This is a genomic window from Klebsiella sp. Q11 (assembly GCF_964241505.1).
In the GTDB taxonomy this organism is placed as follows: domain Bacteria; phylum Pseudomonadota; class Gammaproteobacteria; order Enterobacterales; family Enterobacteriaceae; genus Klebsiella; species Klebsiella michiganensis.
Window position 1 is genome coordinate 125,099 of the sequence record NZ_CAXSXW010000005.1, and the last position, 17,281, is coordinate 142,379.

Annotated in this window: 16 protein-coding genes; 12 read left to right on the plus strand and 4 right to left on the minus strand. The window is 60.2% G+C overall.

Annotated elements, in window-relative coordinates:
* Positions 1-172: 172 nt before the first annotated feature.
* Complete coding sequence (locus ACESQ2_RS09625; RefSeq protein WP_046877266.1) at positions 173-499, minus strand: gamma-glutamylcyclotransferase family protein; 327 nt, start codon at positions 497-499, stop codon at positions 173-175.
* 116 nt (positions 500-615) lie between these two features.
* On the opposite strand from ACESQ2_RS09625, the gene gcvA reads away from it, so the two are divergent.
* Positions 616-1,518 (plus strand): transcriptional regulator GcvA, encoded by a 903-nt coding sequence (gcvA, locus tag ACESQ2_RS09630; RefSeq protein WP_224225651.1) that lies wholly within the window; start codon positions 616-618, stop codon positions 1,516-1,518.
* A gap of 55 nt (positions 1,519-1,573) precedes the next feature.
* On the opposite strand, the gene ACESQ2_RS09635 is transcribed toward gcvA, so the two are convergent.
* From ACESQ2_RS09635 to paaZ, 3 genes are all read right to left on the minus strand, one after another.
* Positions 1,574-1,906 (minus strand): cupin domain-containing protein, encoded by a 333-nt coding sequence (locus tag ACESQ2_RS09635; protein ID WP_046877267.1) that lies wholly within the window; start codon positions 1,904-1,906, stop codon positions 1,574-1,576.
* A 176-nt stretch (positions 1,907-2,082) separates the two neighbouring features.
* Entirely contained in the window at positions 2,083-4,341 is a 2,259-nt protein-coding gene (gene tynA / locus ACESQ2_RS09640) for a primary-amine oxidase (RefSeq protein ID WP_373170330.1), read from the minus strand.
* Positions 4,342-4,531: 190 nt separating this feature from the next.
* The gene (gene paaZ / locus ACESQ2_RS09645) at positions 4,532-6,577 is read right to left on the minus strand and encodes a phenylacetic acid degradation bifunctional protein PaaZ (protein ID WP_187228587.1); all 2,046 of its coding nucleotides are present in this window, start codon (positions 6,575-6,577) and stop codon (positions 4,532-4,534) included.
* A 286-nt stretch (positions 6,578-6,863) separates the two neighbouring features.
* Between paaZ and paaA the strand changes: the two genes are divergently transcribed.
* The 11 genes from paaA to paaK are packed head-to-tail and all read left to right on the plus strand — an operon-like array spanning position 6,864 to position 16,385.
* A complete protein-coding gene (gene paaA / locus ACESQ2_RS09650) occupies positions 6,864-7,793 on the plus strand; it encodes a 1,2-phenylacetyl-CoA epoxidase subunit PaaA (RefSeq protein WP_025107926.1) in 930 nt (309 codons plus the stop codon).
* Positions 7,794-7,804: 11 nt separating this feature from the next.
* Positions 7,805-8,092, plus strand: a complete 288-nt coding sequence (paaB, locus tag ACESQ2_RS09655; RefSeq protein WP_004850493.1) for a 1,2-phenylacetyl-CoA epoxidase subunit PaaB — start codon at positions 7,805-7,807, stop codon at positions 8,090-8,092.
* A 7-nt stretch (positions 8,093-8,099) separates the two neighbouring features.
* Positions 8,100-8,855, plus strand: coding sequence for a 1,2-phenylacetyl-CoA epoxidase subunit PaaC (gene paaC, locus ACESQ2_RS09660; protein WP_064377878.1), 756 nt, complete (start codon positions 8,100-8,102; stop codon positions 8,853-8,855).
* A 12-nt stretch (positions 8,856-8,867) separates the two neighbouring features.
* Positions 8,868-9,365, plus strand: coding sequence for a 1,2-phenylacetyl-CoA epoxidase subunit PaaD (paaD, locus tag ACESQ2_RS09665; RefSeq protein ID WP_004850498.1), 498 nt, complete (start codon positions 8,868-8,870; stop codon positions 9,363-9,365).
* Between the two features lie 7 nt (positions 9,366-9,372).
* Positions 9,373-10,443 (plus strand): 1,2-phenylacetyl-CoA epoxidase subunit PaaE, encoded by a 1,071-nt coding sequence (paaE, locus tag ACESQ2_RS09670; RefSeq protein WP_224260232.1) that lies wholly within the window; start codon positions 9,373-9,375, stop codon positions 10,441-10,443.
* Entirely contained in the window at positions 10,440-11,207 is a 768-nt protein-coding gene (gene paaF / locus ACESQ2_RS09675; protein ID WP_222581880.1) for a 2,3-dehydroadipyl-CoA hydratase PaaF, read from the plus strand. Before paaE ends, paaF begins: the two co-directional genes overlap by 4 nt.
* A 2-nt stretch (positions 11,208-11,209) precedes the next feature.
* Positions 11,210-11,998: a 2-(1,2-epoxy-1,2-dihydrophenyl)acetyl-CoA isomerase PaaG gene (gene paaG / locus ACESQ2_RS09680; protein WP_004850504.1), complete on the plus strand. Its 789-nt coding sequence runs from the start codon at positions 11,210-11,212 to the stop codon at positions 11,996-11,998.
* 3 nt (positions 11,999-12,001) lie between these two features.
* The gene (locus ACESQ2_RS09685) at positions 12,002-13,423 is read left to right on the plus strand and encodes a 3-hydroxyacyl-CoA dehydrogenase (RefSeq protein WP_373170331.1); all 1,422 of its coding nucleotides are present in this window, start codon (positions 12,002-12,004) and stop codon (positions 13,421-13,423) included.
* On the plus strand, positions 13,413-13,835 hold the full coding sequence (gene paaI / locus ACESQ2_RS09690) for a hydroxyphenylacetyl-CoA thioesterase PaaI (protein WP_025107920.1): 423 nt from the start codon (positions 13,413-13,415) through the stop codon (positions 13,833-13,835). The genes ACESQ2_RS09685 and paaI overlap by 11 nt, the downstream gene beginning before the upstream one ends.
* A complete protein-coding gene (pcaF, locus tag ACESQ2_RS09695) occupies positions 13,835-15,040 on the plus strand; it encodes a 3-oxoadipyl-CoA thiolase (RefSeq protein ID WP_373170332.1) in 1,206 nt (401 codons plus the stop codon). The genes paaI and pcaF overlap by 1 nt, the downstream gene beginning before the upstream one ends.
* A gap of 28 nt (positions 15,041-15,068) precedes the next feature.
* On the plus strand, positions 15,069-16,385 hold the full coding sequence (gene paaK / locus ACESQ2_RS09700) for a phenylacetate--CoA ligase PaaK (protein WP_301718657.1): 1,317 nt from the start codon (positions 15,069-15,071) through the stop codon (positions 16,383-16,385).
* Positions 16,386-17,281 lie beyond the last annotated feature (896 nt).

A 17,281-nucleotide genomic window follows, 5' to 3' on the forward strand; every position in this document is an offset into this window, starting at 1 on the left:
TCTCTGTATTAGAACCTGTAGAGCGTTTTAGCATCATTGGTCGTTCAATCAGCCATATCTGAACTGGCTTGCTGACATCGTCAGATTACCTGTAACCGGCCGACAGTCACCTTTATTTGTTAACGGACACAGTTAAAAATCTCGACCTGAACCAGGACCAGCCGCTAACAGTTTATGCTTTGAGCATATAGAGACATGATTGCACTGTCTGACCGTTCGATGTGGTTACCTCTACAGGAACCCGTTCATACTCAGAACCTTCGAACTCATCGAGTAGGTGCCAGTGATTATGTAAATTCTCTGATTTGAAAAGGAAACCCGGTACACGATGACCTGAGTCATCCAGTACAATTCCCGGATAACCCATCTCTGCACCCCAGCCTTTCTCTAATAAAGAACCCCCAACGTGGCCTTCCTGCCATGTCCCCCCGATATTTTCAAGAATATGAGCATTAGGCCGGCCAGGTCCGAGTGTCCCGTAAACAAATAAACTTTCCATTATTCCTCCAGTTATCGCTATGAAAATAATAATGTTCTTTTTGTTAATTTTGATTTTTGGACTCTGGCCTGACAAATCATTTGTTCTCACAACACGCGTGAATTATTATCACGCGTATGATGTTCGATCGCCTTCCCCCATTGCAGACTCTGCGCGCTTTTGAAGCCACGGCCCGCCTCTCAAGCATGACGCTGGCGGCAGCGGAGTTGCACGTTACGCATGGCGCGATAAGCCGGCAAATCCGGAAGCTCGAAGAGCATCTGGGGTTAAAGCTATTTTTCAGGCTGACGCGGCAGATAATTCTGACGGAGCAAGGGGCTGAATTTCACCAACTGGTTACCCGTCTTTTGAGCGATTTAATGCGGGAGTCCGAGCGTCTGCGAGGAAGAAACCTGATAAAAAGTTTACGTATAAGTACAACGGTTTCATTTGCCAGTAAGTGGTTAGCACCGCGTTTAAGTCGGTTCAGGCAGAGATATCCTGAATTTGAAATTGAGCTGGATGTTACTGACGTTAATGTGGATCTTAATGATGGTCAGGTAGATGCTGCCATTCGTTACGGCCTTGGCAATTATCGAGATGTTTCGTCTGAACGTATGTTCGATGAAACAGTCACTCCTGTCTGTAGCCCAGATTTTCTTGAGAAACATAATGGTCTGACAGAGATTAAGGGACTTTTAAATTGCGTTCTTCTACATGAGTACAGAATGCAGGCGAACTGGAAGGCATGGTTTGAGATGGCCGGAGAAAAAAATTTTAGCTGCCAGCAGGGGCCCTTATGGACTCTTGGCAGCATGGCGACTGAGGCGGCTATACGTGGCGAAGGCGTTGCTCTGGGACGCAGCGTTCTGATTGCAGATGATGTCGCTGCTGGAAGGCTTGTTGTTCCGTTTCCACAGTTCAAGCTTAAGGCTGAGCGGGGGTACGATTTAGTCTACCGTTCAGATAATCAGGACTCATTTAAAATAAGCATTCTAAGACAATGGCTCGCTGAAGAATTGAGCTCGTTGAAAGATTGAATGGCTGTCTAAAAAAATCCGCTTTTGGCACAACGCTGTCTACCGCACATTTCACTTAATCAGCAGGGGATGCGCCGCTGAAACCGCTGTCTGGTAAATCTATAATCACCAGGGTGCCAAAGCTGCCTGCTTCTACCGTATGAGGAATTCCCGCTTTGGCTATATAAAGCTGGCCGGGCGCGACGGAAATTTTTTTCTCTTGCACGCTCAGTTCCAGACGTCCGTCTATAACCAGTAATCCCTCGTCATATTCATGTACCTCCTCAGCGACAGAGTGGGCATCCATGCGCAGGACTTTGAGATTCGTTGCCCCAACGCGGCCTAAGATCCGGGAGCGCCAGGACGCCGGCAATGCCTGCGCTTCGGTTCTGAGATCGTAAAGCGACATAAAGCCATTCTCATTGATATTCGTTGCCTGCTTTTATGCCATATAAGTTAATCGCCGACATCTAACATATATGGCAAAAGAAGTTGAAAAACAGGCTATACCGGTCCTGCTGCCCGCTGCATGTGCATTGACCGCGGATAAATAAAAACGGCCCCATCGCTGAGGCCGTGACGTGCCTATTGTTTCTTCTCGCCCAGCGTCGGCGTCTCGTCAAAGAAGTTCCACGGTTTCAGCAGCGCGTGCGCCCACTCGGTCGGCATAATCGGCCACTCCTCGGCGCGGGCCACGTGGGTGGTGCCGGTGGTGATCCACACCACGTCATCATGGTTGTCCAGCGACTCGTCATCTTTCGCGTACTGGCCGAGGCCGGTGTCGTGAATCGAACGGTTAGGGTACTTGCCTTCCGGGAAGCGCTCGGTGGGATGATAGCGGGTGACCCACAGCTGCTTATCCATAAAGCTCAGACGATGATAAATCCACTCATCAGGCGCGAATTTTGCCCCGGTGGCGACCGGATGCGTGCCGCCCGCGTAGGGGATAATCTGATACGATACCGGGTTGCCCATCCGGTTTTCTTTCGTGGTATTGCTCAGCAGACGGATGGTGCCCGGGTCAAATTTCTGCGCCGCTTTCTGCTCGCTATCAATCGTATACTGATTGATCTGCATAGTGCTGGTACGCGGACCGCCGACGGTATTCGGCTTCACTTCCGGGTCCATGGCCACCAGCGTGTTGTTCTCGCCGTCAACGTCTAGATCGAGGCGGAAGTTATAAATATGCTGGTGGGTGGTGCCGACAATATTATGGTCAATCAGCGTGCCGTAGCGGGTGTCCTCTTTGGCGCTCGGGTCATGCATGGTCTTCGCCTGCACGCCTTTCACCGCTTCGATGCCGGTCGCCCCGGCATCAATGCCGATGGTGCCGTTTTCGTGGAATACCCAGTCAAAAATATAGTCGTAGTTGCCGACGGTGCTGATCCAGCGCACCACCAGCTCGCGACGCTCGGTACTGACGTTCGGCTTGCCCATCTCCTGATGCTTATACTCCGGCCCGGCGTAGCGTTCGAAGATGGCAATTGCGCGCGGGATGGTCGTGGGCGTGCCGGTATAGTCTGCGATGGTTTCATCCAGCAGGACCGCGTTAGACGGCGCGTCTTTACCGCGGACGATAGGTGAGGTCAGGGTGCCCATACCGTAGTCGCCGGAATCGAGATAGGCCTTAAAGTACCAGCCCACGTCCGGGTCGCCGTAGGGGACGATCATCCCGCCCAGCGAACCTTCATACATCACCTGACGTTTCTTGCCGTTATCGTTATATGTCACGGTGGAGAGAATCGGCCCAACGCGGGAGTTCATGCGCAGGTGGAAATCCCAGTTTTGCCAGTGGATCATATCACCGGTAATGGTGTAGTTTTTGCCCTCTGGCTCAATGATATCCAGCGGTTTAATCTTTGGCGCAACGCGGTCGCGCCCGTCATAGGGGCGGGCCGCCATCGGCACCGGGATCGTCGGCCCCTCTTCGATTTTGATGATCTTCTTCTGCTCAAGGTCGACCACCGCTACCAGGTTTTCAATCGGGTGCGCCCAGTAGTTACCGTCGCCAACGTCAAGATAGCTGACCACTTTCAGCAGCCGCGCGTCCTGCTTGAGGCCATCTTTGCCGTCGAAGTAGCCGACGGTCAGCGGGGTGGTAATCACCTTGCTCGGGTCGTCGATGCCGTGCTTTTTTAACACTTCGGCAAATTCGCTGCTGGCGTTGATGATGTTCTGCACGCTGGCGAAATCATCCAGCAGCACCATGCCGTGGGCGTCTTTAATCGGTGTCCATGAAAGCACTTTTTTATTCTGTAAATCCACCACCGCCTCAATAACGTGCTTGCCGTCGAGCATGATCACGTCGGCAGCGCGCGGGGCGTTGACCGGCGTACCGTTGAGGGCAAAATCCCACACCGCTTTTTTATCCGGCTCGCGCAGAGAGATCTCGGTGAATCGGGTATTGGGTTTGAAATCCGCCGCGGCTTTAACGATAGCGACCGCTGCGCTGATTTCCGCCGCTGACAGCGAGTTCAGCGGATGCGGGCGTTTTTCCACCTGGAAAGTCTGGTCAAGACCGGACTGAAACACGTCGTTGATAAAGGTGTCAGAAACCCACGCTTTGCCGTCTTTCATCACTACCGGCACCTGCAGCTCCAGGGTTTTACCATTGACGATGACCGTTTTCGCCCCCGGTTTTACCTTTACGTAAGCGCCGTCTTTAATCAGGGTAAACATCTGCGCGTAGTCATCCCACTGAACGTCCGCGCCAAAATCCTGAAGGGTTTTGTCCATCGGGACCATATGGGCTTCGCCACCGTGGGCGAACGCCGGGCTTTGCCAAGCGCAAAACAGAGCGACAGCCAACGCCAGAGCCGTTTTGCGGGGAGAAAGAATCGCCATTGAGACCTCACCTTATTGTTGTGTTGTGCAGTGCCGCTGCGAATGTCGGCTTGTGTATCGTTAACCTAACAGCGGTCAGCGCCGAGGCGTTTGCCTGCTTTTGCCAGGTTGTTTGTCAGTTTTGCCAGTTACAAAAAATGCCTCCGCAGAGGCATGAAGATGGCGATAAAGATGGGCGAGTTTCTAATATTTACTCCGCAAAATCCCCCTGCTGGCGGGCCACCAGGGTCAGGATGGAGTAGAGCGCGACCGCCTGCTGGTGCTGGTTAAAAATCTCTACCGCCCACTCGACGACGCCGGTCGCTTTCTCCTCCGCGCTGCGCTGGCGTTTCACCGTTTTGCGTTTGCAGGTCAGGCGTACCTGGATGGTATCCCCCGGCTTCACCGGCTCGATAAAGCGCAGATTTTCCATTCCGTAGTTGGCGATCACCGGGCCGACCCCGGCGTCAACAAATAGCCCGGCAGCGGCGGAAATCAGGAAATAGCCGTGCACCACGCGCTCGCCGAAAATCGACTCCGCGGCGGCAATCTTATCCATATGAGCGTAAAAGTGATCGCCGCTCAGGCAGGCGAAGTTGACGATATCCGCCTCGGTCAGGGTGCGGCGCGGCGTCAGCAGGCTGTCGCCCGGCTGGATCTCCTCGAAATATTTACGGAACGGGTGAATGCGGTCTTCCACCACCTGCGCGCCGCGCACCCACTGCTGGCCAATTGCGGCGAGCATCGTCGGGCTGCCCTGAACCGCGGTGCGCTGCATATAGTGCTTCACCGCCCGCAGGCCGCCCAGCTCTTCGCCGCCGCCGGCGCGCCCCGGGCCGCCGTGTACCAGCTGCGGCAGCGGGGAGCCGTGGCCGGTGGACTCTGCGGAAGACTCTTCGTTCAGTATCTGAATACGCCCGTGGGCGCGGGCGGCGCCGAGAATAAACGCCCGCGCCAGTTCGCCGCTGGCGGTCACCAGGGTTCCGGCCAGGCTACCTTCGCCGGCCCGCGCCAGGGTCATGGCGTGCTCAACGTTCTGATACGGCATCAGGGTGGCGACGGGACCAAACGCTTCAATAGCGTGTACCGCCGGGGTCTCGTCCGGCTGCGGGCAGTACAGCAGCGTTGGCGGGAAGAAGGCGCCGGCGGCGCTGAAATCGGCCTGGCCGCCCAGCAGCACGTCACATCCAGCGCCCACCAGACGGTTGACGTTATCCTGCACGTCCTGACGCTGTTCGTGGTTCACCAGCGCGCCCATCTTCACGCCTTCCTGCGCCGGGTCGCCGACCACCACTTTTTGCAGGCGCGCAATCAGCGCGTCGCTCACCGCTTTCACCTGCTCCTGCGGCACAATAATACGCCGGATGGCGGTGCACTTTTGCCCGGCCTTCGCCGTCATCTCTCGTACCACTTCGCGAATAAATAGCGCGAACTCCGGCTGCGCCGGCGTGACGTCGTCACCGAGTACGCAGCAGTTCAGCGAATCCGCTTCCATGGTGAAGGGAATGGACTTCGCGACCAGGTTGGGATGCACCCGCAGCTGCTGTCCGGTACGGGCCGAGCCGGTAAAGGTGACAACGTCCTGGCTATCGAGATGGTCGAGCAGATCGCCCGCGCCGCCGCAGATCAGGCTGATTGCCCCCTCCGGCACCAGCCCACTATCAACAATCATTTTGACCATCGCCTGCGTCAGCTGCGCGGTGGCGGTAGCCGGTTTGATGATGGCGGGCATACCGGCAAGCCAGGTGGGCGCCAGCTTTTCCAGCATGCCCCAGCAGGGGAAGTTAAAGGCGTTGATATGCACCGCCACGCCGGATTTTGACGTGAGCACGTGGCGGGCGGCGAAGCCTCCCTGTTTTGACAGCGGGATCGGCTCATCTTCCGGCCACAGGATATCGTCCGGCAGCTCGCGGCTGCCGAGACCGGCGTAGGTGAAAAGGGTGCCAATGCCCCCTTCGATATCTACCCAGCTATCGGCGCGGGTGGCGCCGGTTTCGGCGGAGATCGCGTACAGCTCTGCCTTGTGCTCCAGCAAATATCTGGCGAGCGCCTTCAGCATCGCGCTGCGCTCAATAAAGGTCATCGCCCCCAGCGCTTTGCCGCCGCGCTCAATCGCGAAGCGTCGTGCCTGCGCCATATCCAGACCCGCGCTGGTGACTTCCCATAGCGCTTCGCCGCTGATGGCGTGATGGATGGTACGCGCGTGGCCCCGGCCGGTCTGCCACGCGCCGGACAAGTAGCTGGCTAACTGCTGCATGGTTCATCTCCAGATGTGTTACGTGAAATATCTATAAATAGTTCTTTGGTGAATCATAAAAATCAAGCTCGCATTTAATAATTTATTAACATTGTGATCGGTGATGATCTGCGTCATGCACTTAATACCCTGTTAATAAGGGTTTTTACAAAAGCTTTTGCGGTCGCTATCACAAAAAGAACAAACAAAATTTGTGGTTTTATTTAACCTGAATGTAACTTTTATAAAACAAAGTGATTCGAAAATTATTTTTAATCGAATTTATTGGAATCATAAAGGTGATGACGTGACAGAAGAACAACGCTTTGACCAGCGCATCGCGCAGGAGACGGCCATCGAACCGCAGGACTGGATGCCGGAAGCCTACCGCAAAACGCTGATCCGCCAGATTGGTCAGCACGCGCACTCGGAAATCGTCGGCATGCTGCCGGAAGGCAACTGGATCACTCGCGCGCCGACCCTTAGGCGCAAAGCGATTCTGCTGGCGAAAGTGCAGGATGAAGCCGGGCATGGCCTGTACCTCTACAGCGCGGCGGAAACCCTCGGCTGCGCCCGCGAAGACCTGTATCAGAAGATGCTCGACGGCAAGATGAAGTACTCCTCCATTTTTAACTACCCGACCCTGAGCTGGGCGGATATCGGCGTGATTGGCTGGCTGGTGGACGGCGCGGCCATCGTCAATCAGGTGGCGCTGTGTCGCACCTCCTACGGACCCTACGCCCGGGCAATGGTCAAGATCTGCAAAGAGGAGAGCTTTCACCAGCGCCAGGGGTTTGAAGCCTGCATGGCGCTGGCGCAGGGCAGCGACGCGCAGCGGCAGATGCTGCAGGACGCCATCAACCGTTTCTGGTGGCCGGCGCTGATGATGTTTGGCCCGGGTGACGATAACTCGCCAAACAGCGCCCGCAGCATGGCGTGGAAAATCAAGCTCCACTCGAACGACGAACTGCGCCAGCGCTTTGTCGATAACACCATTCCGCAGGTGGAAATCCTCGGCATGACCGTACCCGACCCGGATTTGCGGCTGGATGAAACCAGCGGCCACTACCGCTTTGGCGCCATCGACTGGCACGAATTTAACGAAGTGATTGCCGGACGCGGGATCTGCAACCACGAACGCCTGGGCGCTAAACGCAAGGCATGGGAAGAGGGCGCGTGGGTGCGGGAAGCCGCGCTGGCGCATGCGCAAAAACAGCAGGCTCGCGACGCCGCGTAAGGAGAATGAAGATGAGCAAAAACTACTGGCCGTTATATGAAGTGTTCGTTCGCAGCAAACAGGGACTGTCGCACCGCCACGTCGGCAGTCTGCACGCCGCCGATGACCAGATGGCGCTGGAAAACGCCCGCGATGCCTATACCCGCCGCAGTGAGGGCTGCTCGATTTGGGTGGTGAAGGCCAGCGAAATCGTCGCCTCGCAGCCCGAAGAGCGCGGCGCGTTTTTCGACCCGGCGGAGAGCAAAGTCTATCGTCATCCCACCTTCTACACCGTGCCCGACGGCATGGAACATATGTGAGGCCACGATGAAAAACGATAACCCCGTTGCCGCTTATGCTCTGCGCCTTGGCGATAACGGCCTGGTGCTGGCCCAGCGTCTGGGCGAGTGGTGCGGCCACGCGCCGGAGCTGGAGATCGATCTGGCGCTGGCCAATATCGGCCTCGACCTGCTGGGGCAGGCGCGCCATTTCCTCAGCTACGCCGCCGAACTGACCGGCAGCGGCGATGAAGATACCCTGGCCTTTGGCCGCGACGAGCGCCAGTTTTGCAATTTACTGCTGGTGGAGCAGCCAAACGGCAACTTCGCCGACACCCTCGCTCGCCAGTTTTTCATCGATGTCTGGCACGTGGCGCTGTTCAGCCGCCTGGTCGGCAGTCGCGATGCGCAGCTTGCCGCCATCGCCGCCAGGGCGCTGAAAGAGGTGCGCTACCACCAGCGCTTTAGCCGCGGCTGGCTGGAGCGCCTGGGCAACGGCACGGCGCTTTCCGCCCAGAGAATGCAGAGCGCGGTGGATAACCTGTGGCGCTTTACCGGCGAGCTGTTCCAGGCCGATGAGCTGGAAATTGAGCTGACTGCGCAGGGCATCGCCGTCGACCCCCGCGAACTGCAGGCCGAATGGCAGAACGCGGTGCACACGGCGCTGATCGACGCCGGTTTGCAGATCCCGCAAGAAGCGGCTTTCCGCAGCGGCGGTAAGCAGGGGCTGCACAGCGAACATCTCGGGCCGCTGCTGGCGGAGATGCAGTATTTACAGCGCGCCTATCCCGGCCAGCAGTGGTAGCAGGAGGGGATTATGCAACGTCTGGTTGATATCGCGCCCCCGGAGGTCCACGCCGTCTGGGATCTGTTAGGCGCCATTCCCGATCCGGAAGTGCCGGTGCTGACCATTACCGACCTCGGCCTGGTGCGCAGCGTGGAGCGCCGCGGCGATGGCTGGGTGATTGGCTTCACGCCAACCTATTCGGGCTGCCCGGCCACCGAACATCTACTGGGAGAAATCCGCGCGGCAATGACGGAAAACGGCTACGCGCCGGTGCATATCGTGCTGCAGCTTGACCCGCCGTGGACCACCGACTGGATGGGGCCGGACGCGCGTGAACGCCTGCGCCAGTACGGCATCAGTCCGCCGCAGGGCCATGCCTGCCATGCCCACATGCCGGAGGACGTGGTCTGCCCGCGCTGCGGCAGCCGCCACACCTCGCTGATTAGCGAATTCGGTTCCACGGCCTGCAAAGCGCTGTATCGCTGCGACAGCTGCCGGGAACCCTTTGATTACTTTAAATGTATTTGAGGTTGCGATGACGACATTTCATTCGCTTACCGTGGCGAAAGTGGAGCCGGAAACCCGCGATGCGGTCACCATCACCTTTGCCATTCCCGACGCGCTGCGTAATGCATACGCCTTCCGTCCGGGCCAGCATCTGACCCTGAAAGCGCGCCTTGGCGGGGAAGAGCTCAGGCGCTGCTACTCCATTTGCCGCAGCCGCTCGCCGGGTGAAATCAGCGTGGCGGTGAAGGCCATCGCCGGCGGGCGCTTCTCGCGCTATGCCCAGAGCGACATTCAGCAAGGCATGGCGCTGGACGTGATGGTGCCGCAGGGACATTTCGGCTACCAGCCGCAGGCCGGGCGTTGCGCTGACTACCTGGCGATTGCCGCCGGCTCCGGCATTACGCCGATGATGGCGATTATCGACGCCACCCTCGCCACCGAAGTCGACAGCCGCTTCACGCTGGTTTACGGCAACCGCAGCAGCCACAGCATGATGTTCCGTCAGGCGCTGGCCGACCTGAAAGACCGCTATCCGCAGCGTCTGCAGGTGGTACACCTGTTCAGCCAGGAGTCGATGGACAGCGATCTGCTGCAGGGGCGCATCAACGGCGACAAGCTGCGCGAACTGGCCGCCCATCTGCTGGACTTCAGCCGCTTCGAGCACGCCTTTATCTGCGGCCCGGCGGCGATGATGGATGAAGCGGAGATCGCCCTGCGCGAGCTGGGCATACCGGAGGACGCGATTCATCTGGAACGTTTTAATACCCCGGACAGCCGCGCCAGGCGGGCTACCGGCGTCCAGGCGGAGGGCCGCGCGGTCACGATTCGTCAGGACGGCCGCGACCGAACCATTGCCCTGAGCGCGGAGGATGACAGCATTCTTGACGCCGCGCTGCGCCAGGGGGCGGACCTGCCGTTTGCCTGCAAGGGGGGCGTCTGCGCCACCTGTAAATGCAAAGTGCTGCGCGGCGAGGTGGCGATGGCCGCTAACTACAGCCTTGAAGCCGACGAACTGGCGGCGGGCTACGTGCTGAGCTGTCAGGCGCTGCCCACCAGCGACGATGTGGTTGTCGACTTTGACGCGCGGGGGATGGCATGAGCGAACTGTTCATTGCTCGTCACGAGCGCGTACTGCAGCTGACGCTAAATCGCCCGCAGGCGCGCAACGCTTTGAATAACGCGCTGCTGACGCAGATCGCCGACGTGCTCGACGCGGCGGCGCTGGACCCGTCGGTCGGCGTCTGCGTCATCAGCGGTAACGAACGCTTCTTTGCCGCAGGGGCTGACCTGAACGAAATGGCGGAAAAAGATCTGCCCGCCACGCTCGATGATATTCGCCCGCGGCTGTGGGCGCGTATCGACGCCTTCAGTAAACCGCTGATCGCTTCGGTTAACGGCTATGCCCTCGGCGCCGGATGCGAGCTGGCGCTGCTCTGCGATCTGATTGTCGCCGGCGATAACGCCCGCTTCGGCCTGCCGGAAATCACCCTCGGCATGATGCCGGGCGCGGGCGGAACCCAGCGCCTGATCCGCTCCGTCGGTAAGGCGCTGGCCAGCCGGATGGTCTTGAGCGGCGAAAGCATTGATGCCCATCAGGCGCAGCGGGCGGGGCTGGTATGCGAGGTTTATCCGCCAGCGCTCACCGATGAATATGCACTCGCTTTGGCGGCAACCGTGGCTCGCCACTCGCCGCTGGCGCTGCGCGCGGCTAAGCAGGCTTTGCGGTTGTCGCAGGAGGTGAGCCTGCAGGCCGGGCTTCAGCAGGAGCGCCAGCTGTTTACTTTGCTGAGCGCGACCGAAGATCGCCGCGAAGGCATCGACGCCTTTTTACATAAACGCACTGCGGAATTTAAAGGACGCTAATCGTGGAAGCTTTCATTCTCAGCGAAGTGGAACAGGGCGTGATGACGATTACCCTTAATCGCCCGGACCGTCTGAACAGTTTTAACGACCTGATGCACCAGCAGCTGGCGGCGTGCCTGAAACAGGCCGAACGCGACGACAGCGTGCGCTGTTTACTGCTGACCGGCGCCGGGCGCGGCTTTTGCGCCGGGCAGGATTTAAATGACCGCAACGTTGACCCCAGCGGGCCGGCGCCGGATCTCGGTTTATCGGTCGAGCGTTTCTACAACCCCCTGGTGCGCCGTCTGGCGGCGCTGCCGAAACCGGTGATTTGCGCGGTGAACGGCGTCGCGGCGGGCGCGGGGGCTACGCTGGCGATGGGCTGCGATATCGTGCTGGCGGCGCGTTCAGCGAAGTTCGTCATGGCGTTCAGCAAGCTTGGTCTGGTGCCGGACTGCGGCGGCAGCTGGTTTCTGCCGCGCGTGGCGGGGCGCGCGCGGGCGATGGGGCTGGCGCTGCTTGGCGATAGCCTGAGCGCGGAGCAGGCGGCGCAGTGGGGGATGATCTGGCAGGTGGTGGACGATGCCGAGCTGAAAGACACCGGCCTGGCGCTGGCCCGGCACCTGGCCGCCCAGCCGACCTATGGCCTTGGGCTGATTAAAAACGCGCTGCGGCTGGCGGAAACCCAGACCCTGGACCAGCAGCTTGACCTGGAGCGCGACTACCAGCGCCTGGCCGGACGCAGCGCCGATTATCGCGAAGGCGTCAGCGCTTTTCTGGCGAAGCGTCCACCTCACTTCAGCGGGAAATAGCCGATGAGCACAACGTTACCTACCGTCGCGGTGATAGGCAGCGGCACCATGGGCGCCGGCATTGCCGAAGTGGCCGCCGCCGCCGGGCATCCGGTACTGATTTACGACATCGCCCCTGAGGCGGTGGTTCGCGCCATCGACGGGATTCGCCAGCGGCTGGCCTCCCGCGTCAGCCGCGGCAAGCTGGCGGCGGAACAGGCCGGGGCGCTGCTGTCGCGTCTGGCACCGGCTGAGGATCTGAGCGCTTTAGCCCGTGCGGAGTTGGTTATTGAAGCCGCCTCCGAGCGCCTGGACGTGAAAAAAGCGCTGTTCAGACAGCTGGCCGAAATCTGCTCCCCGTCGACGCTGCTGGTCAGCAACACGTCGTCGATATCGATCACCGCCATCGCCGCGGGAATAAAACACCCGGAGCGGGTCGCCGGGCTGCACTTCTTTAACCCGGCCCCGGTAATGAAGCTGGTGGAAGTGGTCAGCGGCCTGGCCACCTCGGCGGAAGTCGTTGAACAGCTCTGCCTGCGGGTCAGCGACTGGGGAAAACAGCCGGTTCGCTGCCGCTCAACGCCCGGCTTTATCGTCAACCGCGTGGCGCGGCCTTTTTATGCCGAAGCGTGGCGAGCGCTGGAGGAGCAGGTCGCCGCGCCGGAGGTGATTGACGCCGCCCTGCGCGACGGCGGCGGTTTTCCCATGGGGCCGCTGGCGCTGACCGACCTGATTGGCCAGGACATCAACTTTGCGGTGACCTGTTCGGTGTTTAACGCCTTCTGGCAGGACCGCCGCTATCTGCCGTCGCTGCTGCAGCAGGAGCTGGCGCTGGCCGGACGGCTGGGTAAAAAGAGCGGGCAGGGGGTCTACTGCTGGCCTGGCGAAGCGCAGCCTGAGCTGGCCCTGGCCGCCGTATCGGCAGAACGCGCAGCAAAGCGCATAAAACGTGACGTTGTCACCGATCTGGACGAGGTGCTGCTGCTGGAAACGACCGGCGAAACCGCCCTGGCATTAAGCATCCAGCACGGCCGTCCGGTGGTGGTCTACGACCATAGCGCAGGCGATACGGTGGTGCTGGCCAGCGCGGAAACCACCTCTCAGGCGGCGATCGATAAAGCGATTTTCTATTTTCAGCAGCAGGGCAAAAAGGTGCTGCAGATCGCCGACTATCCCGGCCTGCTGGTGTGGCGGACGGTGGCGATGCTGGTTAACGAAGCGCTGGACGCGCTGCAGAAGGGCGTCGCCAGCGCGGAGGATATCGATACCGCCATGCGTCTGGGCGTCAACTACCCGCGCGGCCCGCTGGCGTGGGGTGAATCACTTGGCTGGGGCCGGGTGCTGCGGCTGCTGGAAAACCTGCAGCGGCACTACGGCGAAGAGCGCTATCGCCCCTGTTCCCTGCTGCGCCAGAAGGCGCTGATGGAGAGACATCATGAGCAATGAAGCCTGGCACAACGCCCGCGCGATGTACGAGAACGATAACTGTGCGAAAGCGCTGGGAATTGAAATTATCGAGATGGACCAGGGCTACGCGCAGATGACCATGGCGATCACCCCGAACATGCTCAACGGCCACCATACCTGCCACGGCGGACAGCTGTTTTCGCTCGCCGATACCGCCTTCGCCTACGCCTGCAACAGTCAGGGGCTGGCGGCGGTCGCGTCGGCGGCGAGCATCGATTTTCTGCGTCCGGCCTTTGTCGGCGAGCTGCTGACCGCGACGGCGAGAGTTAAGCATCAGGGCAAGCTGACCGGGGTCTATGACATAGAAATTGTTAACCAACAGCAAAAAGTTGTCGCTCTGTTCCGCGGTAAATCGCACCGCATCGGCGGCACAATCACAGGAGAAGTCTGATGCGCGACGCCTTTATTTGTGACGGGATCCGCACGCCGATTGGCCGCTACGGCGGGGCGCTGGCCAGCGTGCGCGCCGACGACCTCGCCGCCATCCCGCTGCGCGAACTGCTGAGCCGTAACCCGAAGTTCGATCCGGCATCGATTGATGATGTGATTCTCGGCTGCGCCAACCAGGCTGGCGAAGACAACCGCAACGTGGCCCATATGGCGACGCTGCTGGCGGGCTATCCGCACACCGTACCCGGCACCACCATTAACCGTCTGTGCGGCTCCGGTCTCGACGCTATCGGCTTCGCCGCACGCGCCATCAAAGCCGGAGAGGCGGATCTGATGATCGCCGGCGGCGTCGAGTCCATGTCGCGGGCGCCGTTTGTGATGGCCAAAGCCAGCGCCCCCTGGCAGCGCCAGGCCGAGCTGTTTGATACCACCATCGGCTGGCGTTTTGTGAACCCGCTCATGCAGCAGCGATTTGGCACTGACAGCATGCCGGAAACGGCGGAGAATGTAGCTGAATTGTTAAATATCAGCCGCGCCGATCAGGACGCTTTCGCTTTCCGCAGCCAGCAGCGTACGGCTCAGGCCCAGCGCGACGGCATTCTGGCGCAGGAGATCGTACCGGTAAACGTTGTCGACAGGAAAGGAGCGGTAAACGTCGTGCGCGACGACGAGCATCCGCGGGCGGACACCACCATTGAACAGCTTTCGCGGCTAAAAACGCCGTTCCGTCAGGGTGGCGTAGTGACCGCGGGAAATGCCTCCGGCGTCAACGACGGCGCCGCGGCGCTGATTATCGCCAGCTCGCAGCAGGCCATCGTTCAGGGGCTGACGCCCCGGGCGCGTATTGTGGCGATGGCGACGGCGGGCGTCGAGCCGAAGCTGATGGGGCTTGGACCGGTACCGGCGGTACGTAAAGCGCTGGAGCGCGCCGGGCTGAGTATAAACGATATGGATCTGATTGAGCTGAATGAAGCCTTCGCCGCCCAGGCGCTGGGCGTGCTCAGACAGCTGGGGCTGGCGGATGATGCCCCGCATATTAACCCCAACGGCGGCGCCATCGCCTTAGGCCATCCGTTGGGAATGAGCGGCGCCCGGCTGGCATTAAGCGCCAGCCTGGAGCTGCAGCGCCGCGGCGGGCGCTATGCGCTGTGTACGATGTGTATTGGCGTGGGTCAGGGCATTGCCATGATCCTTGAGCGAGTGTGAGCGAATCTACCTGCGAGTACCCTACAAAATGACAACGATAACTCAATTAGACCCGATTGAAACCGCATCGCGCGACGAGCTACAGGCCCTGCAAACCCAGCGTCTGAAGTGGACCCTTAAGCATGCGTATGAGAACGTGCCGATGTATCGCCGTAAATTTGACGCGGCGGGCATTCATCCTGACGATTTTCACGAACTGAGCGATCTGAGCAAGTTTCCCTGCACCACCAAGCAGGATCTGCGCGACAACTACCCCTTTGATACCTTTGCGGTGCCGATGGAGCAGGTGGTGCGTATCCACGCGTCTTCGGGCACCACCGGCAAACCGACGGTGGTGGGCTATACGCAAAGCGATATTGATAACTGGGCCAATATTGTCGCCCGCTCCCTGCGCGCGGCGGGCGGGACGGCAAAAGACAAAATTCATGTCGCCTACGGCTATGGTCTGTTTACCGGCGGGCTGGGTGCCCACTACGGCGCGGAGCGTTTAGGCGCGACGGTGATACCGATGTCCGGCGGGCAGACTGAAAAACAGGCGCAGCTGATCCGCGATTTTAAGCCGGATATGATTATGGTGACGCCGTCCTACTGTCTGAACCTGATTGAAGAGCTGGAGCGCCAGATGGGCGGCGACGCCAGCGGCTGCTCCCTGCGGGTGGGCGTGTTCGGCGCGGAGCCGTGGACCCATGCGATGCGGGCGGAAATCGAGCGTCGTCTGGGGATTTCGGCGCTGGATATCTACGGCCTGTCGGAGGTGATGGGGCCGGGGGTGGCGATGGAGTGTCTGGAAACCGCCGACGGTCCGACGATCTGGGAGGATCACTTCTACCCTGAAGTGGTGAATCCGGACACCGGTACGCCGCTGGCGGACGGCGAACACGGCGAGCTGCTGTTCACCACCCTGACTAAAGAAGCGCTGCCGGTGATCCGCTACCGCACCCGCGACCTGACGCGACTGCTGCCGGGCACCGCCCGCACCATGCGCCGGATGGATCGCATCAGCGGGCGCAGCGACGATATGCTGATTATCCGCGGCGTGAACGTCTTCCCGTCGCAGCTGGAAGAGGAGATCCTCAAGTTCGAACATTTGGCGCCGCACTATCAGCTGGAAGTCAACCGCCGGGGCCATCTTGATTCACTTTCGGTGCGCGTGGAGCTAAAAGAGAGCGGTCTGGCGCTGAACCACGAGCAGCGCTGTCAGATTTGCCACCAGCTGCGCCACCGGATCAAGTCGATGGTGGGGATTTCGACCGATATCAGCATTGTTAACTGCGGCAGCATTCCGCGCTCCGAGGGTAAGGCCTGCCGCGTGTTCGATCTGCGCAAGGTGGCTGCTAACGGATAACGCATTCTCCCGGAGGCGGCGCATTGCGCCTGTCCGGGCTACCCGATGCCGCAACTCCCGTAGCCTGGACAGTGGTAGCCCGGGTAAGGCGTTTACGCCGCGACCCGGGGAATGTGCCGGGGCTGATGTATCAGCTCGGCCTGTTCCCGGCTCGCGCTGCGCTTAGCCGGGCTACGAATTCACCGCCGTCTGCGGGGCGGTAGCTTGGGTAAGGCGTTTACGCCGCTGTGCCGGGGTTGATGTATCAGCTCTGCCTCTTCCCGGCTCGCGCTGCGCTTAGCCGGGCTACGTATTCACCGTCGTCTGCGGGCCGGTAGCCCGGGTAAGGCGTTTACGCCGCGACCCGGGGAGTGTGCCGGGGCTGATGTATCAACTGGGCCTCTTCCCGGCTCGCGCTGCGCTTAGCCGGGCTACGTATTCACCGTCGTCTGCGGGGCCGGTAGCCCGGGTAAGGCGTTTACGCCGCGACCCGGGGAGTGTGCCGGGGTTGATGTATCAGCTCTGCCTCTTCCCGGCTCGCGCTGCGCTTAGCCGGGCTACGTGTTCACCGTCGTCTGCGGGCCGGTAGCGGTAGCCCGGGTAAGGCGTTTACGCCGCGACCCGGGGAGTGTGCCGGGGCTGATGTATCAGCTCAGCTTCTTCCCGGCTCGCGCTGCGCTTAGCCGGGCTACGTGTTCACCGTCGTCTGCGGGCCGGTAGCCCGGGTAAGGCGTTTACGCCGCGACCCGGGGAGTGTGCCGGGGTTGATGAATCAGCTCGGCCTCTTCCCGGCTCGCGCTGCGCTTAGCCGGGCTACGAATTCACCGCCGTCTGCGGGCCGGTAGCCCGGGTAAGGCGTTTACGCCGCGACCCGGGGAGTGTGCCGGGGCTGATGTATCAGCTCAGCTTCTTCCCGG

Coding starts and splice junctions, on each gene's coding strand:
- ACESQ2_RS09625 (WP_046877266.1), bottom strand. CDS start 499: ATGGAAAGTTTATTTGTTTACGGGACACTCGGACCTGGCCGGCCTAAT.
- gcvA (WP_224225651.1), top strand. CDS start 616: ATGATGTTCGATCGCCTTCCCCCATTGCAGACTCTGCGCGCTTTTGAA.
- ACESQ2_RS09635 (WP_046877267.1), bottom strand. CDS start 1,906: ATGTCGCTTTACGATCTCAGAACCGAAGCGCAGGCATTGCCGGCGTCC.
- tynA (WP_373170330.1), bottom strand. CDS start 4,341: ATGGCGATTCTTTCTCCCCGCAAAACGGCTCTGGCGTTGGCTGTCGCT.
- paaZ (WP_187228587.1), bottom strand. CDS start 6,577: ATGCAGCAGTTAGCCAGCTACTTGTCCGGCGCGTGGCAGACCGGCCGG.
- paaB (WP_004850493.1), top strand. CDS start 7,805: ATGAGCAAAAACTACTGGCCGTTATATGAAGTGTTCGTTCGCAGCAAA.
- paaC (WP_064377878.1), top strand. CDS start 8,100: ATGAAAAACGATAACCCCGTTGCCGCTTATGCTCTGCGCCTTGGCGAT.
- paaD (WP_004850498.1), top strand. CDS start 8,868: ATGCAACGTCTGGTTGATATCGCGCCCCCGGAGGTCCACGCCGTCTGG.
- paaE (WP_224260232.1), top strand. CDS start 9,373: ATGACGACATTTCATTCGCTTACCGTGGCGAAAGTGGAGCCGGAAACC.
- paaF (WP_222581880.1), top strand. CDS start 10,440: ATGAGCGAACTGTTCATTGCTCGTCACGAGCGCGTACTGCAGCTGACG.
- ACESQ2_RS09685 (WP_373170331.1), top strand. CDS start 12,002: ATGAGCACAACGTTACCTACCGTCGCGGTGATAGGCAGCGGCACCATG.
- paaI (WP_025107920.1), top strand. CDS start 13,413: ATGAGCAATGAAGCCTGGCACAACGCCCGCGCGATGTACGAGAACGAT.
- pcaF (WP_373170332.1), top strand. CDS start 13,835: ATGCGCGACGCCTTTATTTGTGACGGGATCCGCACGCCGATTGGCCGC.
- paaK (WP_301718657.1), top strand. CDS start 15,069: ATGACAACGATAACTCAATTAGACCCGATTGAAACCGCATCGCGCGAC.